This is a genomic window from Pedobacter gandavensis (assembly GCF_014172405.1).
GTDB lineage: Bacteria > Bacteroidota > Bacteroidia > Sphingobacteriales > Sphingobacteriaceae > Pedobacter > Pedobacter gandavensis.
On record NZ_WNXC01000001.1, the window covers coordinates 1,677,983 to 1,692,300 of the forward strand.

Annotated in this window: 12 protein-coding genes; 1 reads left to right on the forward strand and 11 read right to left on the reverse strand. The window is 39.4% G+C overall.

All coding sequences use genetic code 11. From position 1 onward, the window contains the following. From GM920_RS06790 to GM920_RS06840, 11 genes are all read right to left on the reverse strand, one after another. Positions 1–1,092, reverse strand: coding sequence for a metallophosphoesterase (locus GM920_RS06790; protein WP_202986046.1), 1,092 nt, complete (start codon positions 1,090–1,092; stop codon positions 1–3). 3 nt (positions 1,093–1,095) lie between these two features. After that, positions 1,096–1,773 carry a D-lyxose/D-mannose family sugar isomerase gene (locus GM920_RS06795; protein WP_182954768.1) on the reverse strand — a complete coding sequence of 226 codons (678 nt, stop codon included), beginning with the start codon at positions 1,771–1,773 and terminating at the stop codon, positions 1,096–1,098. A gap of 15 nt (positions 1,774–1,788) precedes the next feature. Further along, entirely contained in the window at positions 1,789–3,438 is a 1,650-nt protein-coding gene (locus tag GM920_RS06800) for a sialidase family protein (RefSeq protein ID WP_182954771.1), read from the reverse strand. Positions 3,439–3,443: 5 nt separating this feature from the next. After that, complete coding sequence (locus tag GM920_RS06805) at positions 3,444–4,907, reverse strand: RagB/SusD family nutrient uptake outer membrane protein (protein WP_182954773.1); 1,464 nt, start codon at positions 4,905–4,907, stop codon at positions 3,444–3,446. 37 nt (positions 4,908–4,944) lie between these two features. Then, a complete protein-coding gene (locus GM920_RS06810; RefSeq protein ID WP_182954776.1) occupies positions 4,945–8,106 on the reverse strand; it encodes a SusC/RagA family TonB-linked outer membrane protein in 3,162 nt (1,053 codons plus the stop codon). Positions 8,107–8,274: 168 nt separating this feature from the next. Beyond that, positions 8,275–9,198, reverse strand: a complete 924-nt coding sequence (locus tag GM920_RS06815) for a dihydrodipicolinate synthase family protein (RefSeq protein WP_182954778.1) — start codon at positions 9,196–9,198, stop codon at positions 8,275–8,277. A gap of 27 nt (positions 9,199–9,225) precedes the next feature. Then, on the reverse strand, positions 9,226–9,954 hold the full coding sequence (locus GM920_RS06820) for a FadR/GntR family transcriptional regulator (protein WP_182954780.1): 729 nt from the start codon (positions 9,952–9,954) through the stop codon (positions 9,226–9,228). A gap of 638 nt (positions 9,955–10,592) precedes the next feature. Continuing rightward, the gene (locus GM920_RS23980) at positions 10,593–10,811 is read right to left on the reverse strand and encodes an SDR family oxidoreductase (protein ID WP_182955450.1); all 219 of its coding nucleotides are present in this window, start codon (positions 10,809–10,811) and stop codon (positions 10,593–10,595) included. A gap of 24 nt (positions 10,812–10,835) precedes the next feature. Beyond that, positions 10,836–12,047 carry an NAD(P)-dependent alcohol dehydrogenase gene (locus GM920_RS06830; RefSeq protein WP_202986047.1) on the reverse strand — a complete coding sequence of 404 codons (1,212 nt, stop codon included), beginning with the start codon at positions 12,045–12,047 and terminating at the stop codon, positions 10,836–10,838. A gap of 81 nt (positions 12,048–12,128) precedes the next feature. After that, positions 12,129–12,608, reverse strand: coding sequence for a cyclophilin-like fold protein (locus GM920_RS06835; RefSeq protein WP_182954781.1), 480 nt, complete (start codon positions 12,606–12,608; stop codon positions 12,129–12,131). A gap of 14 nt (positions 12,609–12,622) precedes the next feature. Then, the gene (locus GM920_RS06840) at positions 12,623–13,189 is read right to left on the reverse strand and encodes a DapH/DapD/GlmU-related protein (RefSeq protein ID WP_182954783.1); all 567 of its coding nucleotides are present in this window, start codon (positions 13,187–13,189) and stop codon (positions 12,623–12,625) included. A 199-nt stretch (positions 13,190–13,388) separates the two neighbouring features. Here GM920_RS06840 and GM920_RS06845 point away from each other — a divergent pair, with 199 nt between their 5' ends. After that, positions 13,389–14,309, forward strand: a complete 921-nt coding sequence (locus GM920_RS06845; RefSeq protein WP_182954785.1) for a helix-turn-helix domain-containing protein — start codon at positions 13,389–13,391, stop codon at positions 14,307–14,309. Positions 14,310–14,318: the final 9 nt, after the last annotated feature.

Below are 14,318 nucleotides of genomic sequence, written 5' to 3' on the forward strand. Positions count from 1 at the left end.
TTAATCGATTACTAAAGTGAACTGATCATATGGGGCTTTACGCCAGGCAAATTGTTTTGTAGTTGGCGAAAAGCCAAATAAAGGGGAATAAGTTCTTATTTTTATGGTTTTACCATCTGGTTGAAATTCAAGAAGACGTAACCACCCATCTCCGCCGTTTCCACTCATTCCACCACCTAAAGCCTGGGCATTGAACATCATTTGATGAACCTGTTTGCCTGCTATATTTTTATCTGTACGCAGTCCTACACTGTGTTCAAAATTCTCATCAGGAATTGCGAAATGACCGGATATGAGTAAGCGGATATTTTTAGAAGTATACAACAGCTTATCCCATATTTGTTGTCCATCATTTGCGGGACTGATTTTATAATTTTCTTTTTCAATCCGCTTACCATCCCATGTTAAATAGGAATGTGTTAAAAATATCACTTTATGATTCGCGTATGTTGTTGAGGCGGCCAGTTCTTTGGCCCAGTTTAACACCTCATCGCGAGGGGCAAATTCGGAAGTAATGATCAGTATCTTACCCCAATTCTCATTTTGCAATTCAAAAGCTGAATTTTCTAAAGTAGGCATGCCCTTACGGTTATTGCAAACACTGACCAAGGTCTTTTTCCATGCTGAATTTCGATCTACAGGAAAATATTTAGGAAAATTGGTGTGATCTGTTTCTGATCTGGTATAGCCATAATCATGGTTACCCGGAGAAATGATATAGGGCACTTTATGGTCCAGTCTGCTGAAAGCTTTTGAAACAAATTCCCATTGGGCAGTGCTGCTGATGTTTGCATATCGTGGATATAATGGGATCAATGATTCATTCTGGTCTACCAGATCCCCCGTACAGATTACGGCATTGATGTTTAGGTTTTCGATATTTTCGGCTACCCAAGCGGTCATGAGTTCAAAAACAGGTTGATTGTAATCATATTTCACATAGTTCTGAGGGTCTGGCAGAATGACCATAGAGAAGGAACCTTTACCTAGCAAATCTACCTGATCTGCTTTTTTTTGAGCAGATAGATCGGGAGAAAATAAGGCGGTACTGCTAAAGAAAATTAAGGCGAATAGTCTTTTTTTTATATTCATGGCTTATGCGTTTTTTTGGAATTTCAAGTATTCTGTACACAAGGTATAGGCAGGGGCTACATCTTCTTCAATTTCAGGAAAACGTCCGGCTTCCTCCCAAAAACGATTGTCTTTAGCATCATCATTCACCGTGGATACTTCTCCAACAATGCAATCGCCTTCTTCAGCCCAAAAAGAATGATATAACAGGGGTTCAAAGGTGATACTTTCTCCTACCTGTAAACGAATAGTGTCACCAGGTATCACCTGTTTAGTGATACCATCCATTTGCACCCATATTTCATCCTGGGTAGGAGCTTCATTTTGATCTGAATGCCATAAGCGCATACAAAGAACCCCACCGCCCCTGTTGATAATATCTTCTGTTTTATACCAGTGAAAATGTGCCGGCGTCACCTGCTCGTTGCGCACCAACATTATTTTTTCACAATAGGTTTTCTTTCCACCTTCCAGATGACCATTTCTAATGGTAAAAAGGGTAAGGCCTTTGCTGTTAAAATCTCCTGAACCAAAATCGGTAAGGTCCCAGCCTAAGCCATTGTTGCGGATTTCGTTACACTCTTCTCCTTTTGTCTCCCATTCCTCGGGAGACCATCTTGCCCATGGGGGAAGAAAAAAATGCTGACTTTCAAAAAACATTAAAGCGTCTTTTATGATTTGGTTGATTTCACTTCTTTTCATAACTTAATCTGGGTTTTATTTGGTTCTAAGGATTTCTTTAAGAGTAATTTGCTGAAAGGCCAGGTCTGCCTGACTGCTTTCGTAAACTACTCCTATGGTTTTCTGGTCTATTGAAGTGATGCAGGAATAGCCATTGCCATTATACGCATCCAGTAAGATCCAGTGCGATTCCGGCCAGGTGTTACCATCGTCAAAACTCACTTTAAGTGTCATCTGATTCCGGCTAGTGGTAGAATTTGGATTTAGAAACAGTAGTAATTCCTTTTTCTTTCCATTTTCAACGTAGCTATGTTTATGCAGGCTGGCCATACAGGCTGGTTCTATCAAGGTTTTTCTTGAACTGGGATGTTCTACCCAACTCTGACCAAGATCTTTACTTACGGCAACGGCACGTCCGTTACCTGCGGTTTTCCCCCTGTTACTCCGTTCACGCATGTTTAACATAATAGACCCATCAGAAAGCTGAACAGCCATACATTCATTGGTATTGGTGTAAGCGGGATTACCTGTTTTCCAGGTTTCGCCACCATCTTTGCTCCAGGTGATGGTTGAAAACTGTATTCCTTTTTCGTCCCTTCCTTCCGTGGGAAATACCAATGTACCATCTGTCAAAGTGATGCCGTGTCCTGGTGCAGGTGCCAGTAACCACCAGGAATCTTTTTTTACCTGTCTGGTGATATTTTTAGGCGCTGACCATGTTAAACCGTCATCAGTACTTTTCACGATCAAAAACTGAGCAGATTGCTTCACATCGTAACCTGGTTGTGAACCAAAAGAACGCCATTGGTGATTCCATTGTGTACTACCCCCATTAAGACCTTCTACCCATTTCCCGTTATCAGGATCAAGAATACCATGCATCCACAAGCCTATCACAAAAATGTCCCCTGTCTTTTCATCAACCAGGATATTAGCATCAGAAACACCATTGTATTTTTGCGGTAATCCACCCCAGGTTTTCATATCCATAATTACCTGCTTAGGTTTCCAGGTGATTCCTCCATCTAAACTACGATTGAGACAGATATCCATATCTCCCTGTAAATCCCTGTCACTCTCAATCCTACCGTCATAAATCGCTAACAATGTCCCTTTTTTGGAAGTAGTAATTCCAGGGATTCTCGAAGTATTTATCCCATCCTGCATGTGTTGCCTGAGTGCTGATCCTAACCTTTGAAAGGAAGATTCCTGCACTGGAATACTTAGCTTGCCAAAATTGGTTGATAGCGAAAGGATATTTGCACGAAAACGGTTACTCAGATTTGTATTGTTTTTATACCGAACAGACAACCAGACAATTGTGGTGTCTTTAGTTGCAAGATATTTTGGTATAAAAGAGCTTACGCTTTTAGGATTAAGCAATGTCGCGATTTCAACTGGCCCTGGCTTTTGTCCTGAGCCATCGTCGAGTATTAAAGCCAAACTTTGAACAGCACTAATATTTGTCGTACCCTGCAAAGAAACATCCAGCTGATTGAAAACAAATGTCTTTAAGGACTTGTCTTTTATGAGTGTAAACTTTAACACAGGGTTGACCACTTTACCTGTCAGGACAGGTAAAGTGGGTTGTTCAACATTTACTTTTATCTGATTTTGCTGGGCATTTGAGTTTGTTGCTACATACACTCCGGCAATCGTAACTATATATCTTATTAATTTTATCATAATAACTAGTTAAAACCTTCCGTTTGCTTAATATTTGGATTATTATTGATACTGGCGGAAGTAATTGGCCAAAGCAGGATATTGGTTTTTGTTTCCTTACCGATCAGTCCGGGAACACGTTGAAATGCAACGCCAAAGCGTACAAAGGCCCACCAGCTCTTGCCTTCTGCCACAAACTCTTTCAATGTTTCGTTAATAATCGCATTATCAATAGCCGTTTTACCTAAACCAGCAGGATAAAAATCAGGCACACCATAAGCCCGCTCTGCAATTCTATTTAAAGGAATCATAGCCTCCTGAGGTTTATCCAACGCATTTAATATTTCTGCCCTCATCAGGTAAGCTTCAGATAGCCGGTAAATGATGATATCAGAGGAAAAGAATCTGGTATTATTTACCCACTCACCTGACAATTTATTGATCCACCTATGCTTTTCAGTACCTTCCTGATAAATCATTACACTAGTTTTAGAACGCGTGTCACTGGCATTGGCGTAGATCAGGTTTTCATAGGCATCAGTTACACTAATGTATTGCTGTGCGCTTCCAATTTTAATCGGATTTTCTATCAATGCTTTGTTAATCACATATTGTGTTGGGATTAAATACAAGGATGGGTACCCACCAGTAAACTCATCTCTAAGCAAATTGATGGAGAAAATGATTTCCGGCCCCGATTCATTAGCTACCCCGAAAACAGAGCTGAACGAAGGACTTAAGGAATAGCCACTAGTGAATACTTCATCAATGGCTTTATTTGCGATTTCAAGCGCTGAGTTTCCACCATTGAGTCTTTTGGCTTTCCATAGGTAGTAATCCGCTTTAAGCATATTTACTGATCCTTTAGAGGCCTTTTTCTTTTTATTAACACCTGGCGGCATTAGGTTTACGGCCTGATTCACATCTGTTTCTACCTGAGCAAATACTTCTAACGCTGGTTTCCTGTAAGGCAACAGATCGTCTTGTTTATCTGATTCAAAACCCGAAGTAACAACTGGTGCATCTCCCCATATTCGCGCAATCTGGAAATAGCAAAAAGCCCTCACGAAGTAAGCATTGGCCATCACTTCATTTTTCCCGGCATCAGAACTGAAACTGATACCTGGAGTATATTTAAGTATCAGATTACAATTGTTGATGGTGGTATAGAGGAGCGTCCAGTCTGTACCTTCATTGTCTCTGAAAATGGTGTTGTTGAAAATATTTACCTGTCCCACATCCGCGATTTTTCCTGGACCATATAATCCGGAACGGTAATCTCCCCAATTTGCGTAGTTGGCACCTAATGCGGCACGAAGCTGTACATATATCCCATTTACAGCAGCCTCTGCATCGCCCTGGGATTTCCACATAGAGTTGGAGGAGATCTCGCTCTCCTGTGTAATGTCTAATGCTTTCTTGCAGGCGGTTAAGCTACTAAGTATGCATCCGCCGAAAAATAGAACAATGATGTAATGTCTTGTTTTCATTTTAGTTTCTTAAATGATAAATATTCTTACCAACTATTTAAAAAGTCACTTTTCCCCCAAAAGAAATTCTTCTGATTGGTGGGTAGGTATTAAAATTAGTAGCATATGGACTTGCACTCCCCAATTCGGGAGAAATCCCCTTCACAGCAGTAAAGTAATGCAAATTGCTACCTCCCACTAAAAGACTAAGAGCCTGAACACCAAGTTTTTTTACAAAATTTTCAGGAAACTTATATTGAAGACTCAATTCGCGTATAGCCAAATAATCTGCTTTATAGTTAAAAATATTGGAAGCTGTCCGGAAATTTTTATTTCCTTCATCAGAATCATTGGCAGTATATCTCGCATATATAGTCTGGTCTCCTGGTTGCTTCCAGGCTTGCTTTACCTCATTTACCAGTTGAAAGTTATTCGCAAATATTCCTGTAAAATATCTCGACATTACGTTGTCATTAATGGAATGTCCCAATGCCCAGTCAACAAAAATATTGAGGCTGAAATTTTTATAAGAAAATGAATTGTTTAGCCCTCCCGTAATGGTAGGCATGGTTGACCCTAATTTGAATATATCCTGACCGTTAATTCTTCCATCGCCATTTCTATCTTTCCATTCATAATCTCCTACTTCTTTCCGGCCTGCAATTGTTAATCCGTCAGAAAAGCGATAACCTCTCGCTTGTTCATCAAAACGTGCCTTATCTGCGGCTTCCCGGGTTTCAAGTATGCCATCAGTCACAAATCCATAGTATTCATATAGCGATTCACCTTCCGCAATTCCTCCGATCTGATAAGTAGAGCCATCAGGCATTTTTATGGTAGTACCTCCGATGCGGTTTTTGTCATTTCCATTTGCAGGGAGTTTAAGCACCTTATTTTTCACAAAACTCCAGGTCAAACGGGAATCCCATGAAAAATTATCATTACGTATATTAGAAGTATTAATTTCAAATTCGAAACCTTCAAATTTCACCTTACCAACATTGGTGAGAACAGAACTAAAGCCAGAAGTATTTGGCAATACCTTGTTAAATAAAAGATTATTGGTGATTTTATTAAAATAGTCGGCAGCAATTTTTATGCGGTTATTAAATAAACCAACATCTAGCCCAACATCCAGCTGTGTAGACGTTTCCCAGGTCAGGTTTCTATTCGGCATAGCCGATGGTATAATCGCTGCGCCCCCATCGTACTTACTATTCACCGCAAATTTCCCTCCTGCATCATACAAACCAATCGTATTGTTTCCTGTTTGTCCGTAGCTGGTTCTTATTTTCAATTCTGAAATTTGTTTGGAATTTTTCAGGAATTGTTCTTCGCTTAATACCCATCCGGCAGATACCCCAGGAAAAAATCCCCATTGCTTACCTGCAGCAAAGCGTGATGAACCATCTTCACGGAAAGTGAACATAAACAAATATTTTTTGCTATAGTCGTACATGAACCGACCGAAAAAACCTGTTAATGCTTCTTTTTCCCAAAAACTTGTTGCTTCTGTTTTTGTGGGACCGGCATTTAAACTAGGAATTTTGTCGGAACTGGCACCAGATGATGCGGCACCAACATACTTATAATAATAATCCTGATAAGAATAGCCAGCCATAGCCGATAAACTATGAGTAGACTGAAATGTTTTATTATACGAAAGGAACCCTTCTAAACGCTTTCTTTGTACGTCTGTAAGATTAGTAGATGCTGTTCTTGAACCGTTAAATATATTGGCTTTCTCAAAATAATCAGCCTGATAGGTATTTGTAAATAAGGACGCTTGTACATTGGCTTTTAAACCTTCTGTAATGGTATAATCTAAAGCTCCATTAAGTGTCAGCAAATTTCTTTTCTGATTATCATCGTTGTAATAGTCATAAAACACAGGATTGGGAGAACTCACATTATATCCTGGTGTTGGTGTTCCGTCGGCAAAATAAATCTTTTGTGTTGCCGGAGTTGCGAGCCCCCTGGTGATAACCTGGTACTGACTTCTGAATTCCTTCATTAATGCCTGGGAGAAATCAATACCGGAGGTAAACTTTAACTTTTTACTGAGCTCAACACTGGTATTCGCGTGTGCACTAAAACGCTTAAAACCAGTCGATATAGCCACACCACCATCATCCAGATACCCCAGACTTGCATTGTATTGAATCTTTTCGGAACTACCGTCTATTCCGAGGTAATAATTCTGCCAATAGGCTTGTTGATAAATTTGGTCTACGTAAGAATTATCTTGAAAAATGAGTGTTTTGGAAGGATCCAGTGGATCTGCCATTGATTTATATCCGGCAGGAACCGTTTCTCCTGGATTCAGATACCTGGAACTGTAAACAGAAGACTCATTGTTACCTGAGCTGGCAGAATAGCCTGAAGCAAAATTTGTGGCAGCAGCCTTACTGACAGCCACCGCAGGACGCACGGTATTAATATAGTCTGCTGCATTCATATAATCATACGTACGTTCCGTATTCTGAATCGCATTGGTAGCTTCGAAAGTTATTCTCGGCTCCTTTCCTTTACTCCCTTTTCTAGTGGTAATAAGTACTACTCCATTGGATGCCCTGGCCCCGTAAATAGCTGAGGATGTCGCATCTTTTAAAACCTCTACCGATTCAATATCATTGGGATTTATCCCCCCTAACCCTCTCTCTACACCATCTACAAGCACCAATGGTTCATTGCTGTTATTAATAGAAGAACCACCCCGAATACGGATAACCGGATCTGAACCGGGGCTATTGTTACTGGTATAAAAATGGGCCCCGGCAACTTTCCCTTTAAGTCCGTCTCCTACAGAAGTAATGGGAATGTCTTTCAGGACATCTCCACTTACTTTACTGATAGCTGACGTAACTGTTTTTTTTGATTGTGTTCCATAACCAATCACCACCACTTCGTCCAAACCTTTGGAAGCAGGCTTTAATACGATCTTTAAAGGGACATTGTTCTTCACCACCACCTCTTCCGTTTGGTAGCTGATGTAAGAAAACACCAGTATAGCGCCTTCTGGCGCTTGAATTCTGAATTTCCCTTGTGTATCGGTTATCGTTGCATTTTTGGTCCCCTTCAACACAACCGAGACGCCTATTAAGCTTTCGCCAGTTTCGTCAAGAACACTACCTGAAACGCCTATATTTTGTGCAAATAAAGGTGGCGAAACAAGAAATAGATAAAAAATAGCGCATAATGTTCTAATTTTTTTTTTCATCTTTGTAAAAGTTAATTGTAATTTAACATTCGATTAAATTTGGGAGGTTATAAGAGTCGAAAATTATAACCTCTCTTTATGTATTGCATGAACAACGTTTGCGGATTATTTAAATCCAAACCAGATTTAGATTATGTCATCATGAGCCCTCCTCTATCATTGATTTAATTAAAATTGATTCACCAGGTTAAAAAAACCGATTTTTTCTAAATCGACTTTTAGTTCTTTATACTCATCTTTAGTAAATTCGGCTATTGGTGAGCGGCAAGGGCCACAGTTAAGTCCTAACAAATTCATGATTGCCTTACCTCCACGTACCCCACCTCCGTGCTTGATGACTACACTAATTACATCTACCGAAACATTTTGCAGTATTCTGGCTTTTTCAAGGTTGCCCTGTTTTACCAAATCCATGATTTCGTTATACAGTGCAGGGATATAATTATAAGTACTGCCTACTGCTGCTGTTGCACCAATGGCCAGGCCAGTTAATAAAATTTCATCAAAGCCATGCAGTACTTCAAATTCTCCACCATTCAAGTTGATGCATTGTTGCATCTCCATAAGATTGTTATGAGTATACTTTACACCTTTGAGATTAGGAATACGCGCCTTTCCTTGTAGTAAAAACTCATTTACAGGCAAAAAAACGCCTGTAATGGATGGCATATTGTAGTAATAGAAGGGTAATAAAGCTGCTGCTGCTGCGATAGGTTCAAAAAAATCAACCAGGTCTTTTACCTTCTCTGGTTTAAAGAAACCAGGGGCCATCAAAGAAATTGCATCTGCGCCTATCCCCTGAGCATGAGCTGCCAGTTCAATTGACTGCGGCTGACTAGTGCCACCTACATGAACTATCACTTTAAAACGCTTATTGGCCTGCGCTACCCAAGCCTCGGCGATGCGCTTTCGTTCATCTGTGGTGAGCGACATAGACTCGCCTGTTGTACCACAGATAAAAACTCCAGAAACCTCATTTTTATCAATTAATCCTGCGTAGGTTTCAATAACGGAAAGATTCACCTTTCCGGCTTCGTCCATTGGTGTGAAAGGGGCTGCAATCAACCCTTTTAAAAATCGTTGTTGTGTCATGCTTTTAAGTATATAATTTGATTGAAATTATTTTTTTGACAGTTTCCTTTTCTCATTTAAAAAGATACTATAAATGAGAAAATGGCAATCCAGTTTATCTCGATATGCATTTACATCACCTGTTTTTATGCACTCCAATAAGTCAGCGTGGGTAACAATCCTATTTTCTTTTTCCAATTCTATATTGATTGGTTTAAAGTTCTCTTCAAACTTGTCTTTCACAAATGTGATAATTGGATTGATGATTTTCTGAAACTGAATAATGGTTTGGTTACCGGTAATTTCATATAATTTGGAGTGAAAGGCGTACTCACTAGCCAGCGCATATTCATTATGTTCCAGAATGATTCCTTTTTCAACAATGACCTCTAATTCTTCTATATCTTTCTTAGTGATTTTTCTAAAAATATCACTTGAGATTCCGAGCTCTAATGCTACCCTGAATTCCAAAACATCTAAAAGAGAAAGCTCACTTAACAATAAGGGATCTGCAACCCTAAGCATACCCCCAAGAATAGAAGGCTCTTTCAGCACCATTCCTCTTTGCGTACGGGTTTCAATTAAGCCTAACATCCTTAACCTACTTAGGGCTTCTCTTAAGACTCCTCTGGCTACTCCTAAAGCTTTTGCTAATGTTTGCTCATTAGGCATAGGTGATCCAGGATTTAAGTCCTCCGTTTTAATGTACTCAAGTAATTTAGCTTCTACCTGATCAACCAGCGTAACTGGCTGATTATTAATTTTTAGGTCTTTCATATATTTGGTTATTCCTATTTGTAGGACAAATATAATAATTAGAAGTTTTTATCCTAATCTTTTTTTTAAAGCCTGATATATAGAAACCAATTTGATTGCTCCAACACAAGCTATATTGATAATTATGCATGTTCGAGAACTGAATAAATCAAAAAACATTTGGATATTAATATAGTTCGTCCTGAACATCAGATTCCAACTAGCTATCCTATATTGATGTATATAGCACAATACATATGATGGGTCTCAATTTGGAAATGGCTTTTGGTCAACTTCTTTAATCTAATCACATCTCTAGGCTTTGTTGTAACCATTTATCTGGGGTTCTTTTATGTTCCTGACTAGTTTGATGACGCACAAAAACAAAAAATCACCAATGCTGAACGTAAAATAGAAACTACAATCAAAGAATTAATCTATACCGATTCCATAGCTAAATACTGAGAAATTGGCCAATCTTATCCATTATCAATTGACCAAGTATTGGTTAGAGTCCAATCTTCTTTTTTGAAAGACAAATTCTTACCCTTACAAAAAAGAAGAGCGTGTATTTCGGAGATCCAATCGATAAGAAAATCTATACCAGTATTCAACGATACAGGCAAAAGGACAAAGCAAAAGTGGTTTATAAAAATACCTCAGATCTTCACAACATACAGTTGGATTAATAATACGGTTTCTGCGATTTCTTCAACCTTACCCAGCCTTTTGATAGGCGCAGCACTTTTGAAAGCCTCTTCTGAAAATTTACCACTTTTAATCATATCATCAACCATCGGGGTTTCAATAGTACCGGGACAGACAGCGTTAATCTGTATTCCGTGTGATGAGTATTCAACTAAAGAGTTATTGACAATGACTCCATACTTTAAAGCATATTTTTAAATGGTCTGTAGGTCTAATACATAACGGTATCTGGCTTTTCTTTCAAACACATCTTTCCATGCATCATTTACCCTAGTCATTGGGACTTTTACAATTTCTGGTGTTATTTTGTTAAGTGCACAAAAATTAATCATATCCTGAGTTTCCTGTATCCCTCCCGTATTTGACCCTGCAATAGCCGCTCTATACATCACCAGACTCATCTGTCCTGTAGAAATATCGTCCTGAACTTTACCAACACCAACCCGGCAGAAAGTAGCATCCCGTTTTAACAATGGGATAAATGGTTTGATGTTGTGCTCGTAAGGAATGGTATCAAGGATAAAATCAAAAGCAAATTTGTAGGCTGAATAATCGGCCTTTTCTTTATTGAGAACCACATTCGTTGCACCAAAGCGTTTGGCATCGGCCTCCTTGTCTGCTGAAGTTGTAAATACTGTCACTTCAGCACCTAAAGCTTTAGCAAGTTTTACAGCCATATGCCCTAAGCCACCCAATCCCAATATTGCAATTTTTTTTCCCACGGTAACACCCCAATGGCGAAGTGGCGAGTAAACTGTAATTCCCGCACAAAGAAGTGGGCCTGCATCTGCTAGATCAAGTGAATCGGGAATGTTGATCACAAAATCTTCATCAATTACTGCAAAAGTAGAATATCCGCCTTGTGTAATCGTACCATCACGGTCTACCGATGCATAGGATTGGATATTACCGTTCAGGCAATAGTTTTCGTGTCCGGCTTCACATTCTGCACAATGACGACAGGAATTAACTATACAACCTACACCTACTCGGTCTCCAACTTTAAATTTGCTTACACTGGAACCTACGCCTGTCACTACACCGGTATATTCGTGACCTACGATTTGAGGAAATGTGATTTTTCCCCAATCCTGTCGAATGGTATGAATATCTGAATGACATACCCCACAATAATGCAACTTGATTGCCACATCTTTTGGGCCTATTGCTCTGCGTTGGAAATCCATTAATCTGAGTGGTCCTTCAGGTGAATAGGCTGCCATACCCTTTGCAGGGAAAGGCCCCCTCCCAATAATATTGTTATTTTTCATTGTTGTATTATTTTTAGTTTGTGCGTTAGCAGAAGGAGTAAAAATTGAACCTGCAACCAATCCGGCTACTGACAACGAGGAGGTAGCAAGAAAATCTCTGCGTCCCATTTCTGTTTCATTGTTATCTTTTTCCATAATTGAAGTATTTATTTTAAAGTTTTCATATCAATGACATGATAAGAAGTTGAAAATGATTTGTAGAAAATAAAGTTGGGATTACTTTACCAACTCGAATTTTACCTTGCTGATCGTGCCGGAAACAGAGAAAGCATCCATGCCCTCGGTAATCCTACCTATTCTGATAAGGTCAGGGGAACCGGAATAGCTGCCGTAAAAAATTGCAATATTCCCCCAGGGGGCATACACGTTTATATCTCCGATTTTGGGGTCGCTGACAGCTTTACGTTCGGCAGTGGATAACTTTTTGGCCGGGTAGAAAATCTTTTCTTTTCCAGCGAAGTCGTCCATATCTACCGTTAAAGGAAGCTGTGCTATAAAATCTCTTGTGGTAGGGTTATCATACAGAACTGTCGTAGCCGTTTTGTTACCTATGGTTATTTTCAGTCTCATATTTTTTATATTTTGAATGGTGTCATTTTGCGATTCGTCTTTTACCAGAGTATTGCCCGAAGAGATACAAGCATAACTCTGTAGGCAGGTGGTAACGAGCATTAGGATGTACATCAGCTTTTTCATAACACTTCATTTTTTTATTCTATACCTTTTATGATTTTTGCTGGAACACCACCTACTATAGTATTGTCGGGAACGTCTTTGGAAACAACAGCACCTGCGGCTACAACGGCATTTTCGCCAATCGTAACTCCGGGCAATATGGTTGCATTTGCCCCAATCCACGCATTCTTTTTGATCAGGATATGCCCCACCATCAGCGAGCTTCTTTCTTTGGGATTAAGGGGATGCCCCTCTGACAGTAAGCTGACTTTAGGTGCTATCTGTACATTATCTTCAATAGTAATTCCTCCCAGATCCAAAAACACACAGTCGAAATTGATAAATACATTTTTACCAATCTTGGTGTGTTTTCCGTAATTGATGTATAACGGAGTAAAGACTGCAACGCTTTCGTCAATTTCACTTCCTGTAATCTCTCTCAACAAAACCCTGATTTCTGACGGGTCTGCCGAGTTGTTCATCGTGTTGAGCAGTTTTTTCGTGGCAAACGAAGCTGCCCTCAATTTATAGGCTTCGGGGTCCTGGAAGGACACTGTTTGGCCGTTTCTCAATCTGTGGAATATATCCGTTATATCTTTCATAATTTTTTTATCTAGCTTTAAAGTTCTGTACATTTTTTCACATCCTATCCCTCAAATAATGTACACTGCAAATTTCGTAAACAACTGCTTTTTATACTTATACAGGACACGGATTGTTTTACCACTTTTACTGATTTTACCTATAATACGGCCAATATGGGTTTAGGTTAGCTAAATTTGTACAATAAAATATTGCGTTATGGAACAGGTAGATAGAATAGATACGATAGGACAATACCACCAGTTTACGGGTTTAGATACCCTACACCCCTTGATAAGTGTCGTTAACTTCAATGAGATACCCACCATACAACAGTTCAGACGATATATGGGACTTTATGCAGTATTCTTAAAAAATATTAAGTGCGGAGATATAACTTATGGCTGCCAGCCTTATGACTATGAAGATGGTACATTAGTATTTGTATCTCCGGGACAGATTTATGGGATTGACAGCAAGGGCGTGACCATTAAGCCATCCGGCTACGGATTGCTTTTTCATCCCGATCTGATTGCAGGCACTTCATTGGGAAGGAATATAAAGGACTATACTTTCTTTTTATATGAAGTAAATGAGGCACTACACTTATCGAAAAAGGAAAGGAAGACAATCATTGATTGCCTGGAAAAGATTGCTGCCGAAATTGACCAGAATATTGACAAGCACAGCAAAACGCTGATTGTTTCCAACATCGAGGTATTGCTCAATTATTGTATGCGGTTCTATGACCGCCAGTTCATCACAAGGAGCAATGTCAATAAAGATATTTTAGTGAGGTTTGAAAACCTGATGAATGATTATTTCCATTCTGCCAAGGGACAGGATTTGGGTTTACCGAGCGTGACGTGGTGTGCAGAACAATTGCACCTTTCGCCCAATTATTTCGGCGACCTCATCAAAAAGGAAACCGGAAATACGGCGTTGGATTATATCCAGTCGAGACTAATTGAGGAAGCTAAGTTGAGAATATTCGATATCAGTAAATCCATCAATGATATATCTTTTCAGTTGGGCTTCAAATACCAACAACATTTCACACGTTTATTCAAGCAAAAAACGGGTATGACACCTAATGAATACCGCAGTTTTACCGGACCTTTACACAGCAAGCTGCAGTAAAGAAAAAAA

Bases quoted from the DNA above. Each gene is read 5' to 3' on its own strand.
- GM920_RS06830 (WP_202986047.1), bottom strand. From the start codon at position 12,047: ATGGAAAAAGATAACAATGAAACAGAAATGGGACGCAGAGATTTTCTT.
- GM920_RS06835 (WP_182954781.1), bottom strand. From the start codon at position 12,608: ATGAAAAAGCTGATGTACATCCTAATGCTCGTTACCACCTGCCTACAG.
- GM920_RS06810 (WP_182954776.1), bottom strand. From the start codon at position 8,106: ATGAAAAAAAAAATTAGAACATTATGCGCTATTTTTTATCTATTTCTT.
- GM920_RS06805 (WP_182954773.1), bottom strand. From the start codon at position 4,907: ATGAAAACAAGACATTACATCATTGTTCTATTTTTCGGCGGATGCATA.
- GM920_RS06840 (WP_182954783.1), bottom strand. From the start codon at position 13,189: ATGAAAGATATAACGGATATATTCCACAGATTGAGAAACGGCCAAACA.
- GM920_RS06790 (WP_202986046.1), bottom strand. From the start codon at position 1,092: ATGAATATAAAAAAAAGACTATTCGCCTTAATTTTCTTTAGCAGTACC.
- GM920_RS06820 (WP_182954780.1), bottom strand. From the start codon at position 9,954: ATGAAAGACCTAAAAATTAATAATCAGCCAGTTACGCTGGTTGATCAG.
- GM920_RS06815 (WP_182954778.1), bottom strand. From the start codon at position 9,198: ATGACACAACAACGATTTTTAAAAGGGTTGATTGCAGCCCCTTTCACA.
- GM920_RS06800 (WP_182954771.1), bottom strand. From the start codon at position 3,438: ATGATAAAATTAATAAGATATATAGTTACGATTGCCGGAGTGTATGTA.
- GM920_RS06795 (WP_182954768.1), bottom strand. From the start codon at position 1,773: ATGAAAAGAAGTGAAATCAACCAAATCATAAAAGACGCTTTAATGTTT.
- GM920_RS06845 (WP_182954785.1), top strand. From the start codon at position 13,389: ATGGAACAGGTAGATAGAATAGATACGATAGGACAATACCACCAGTTT.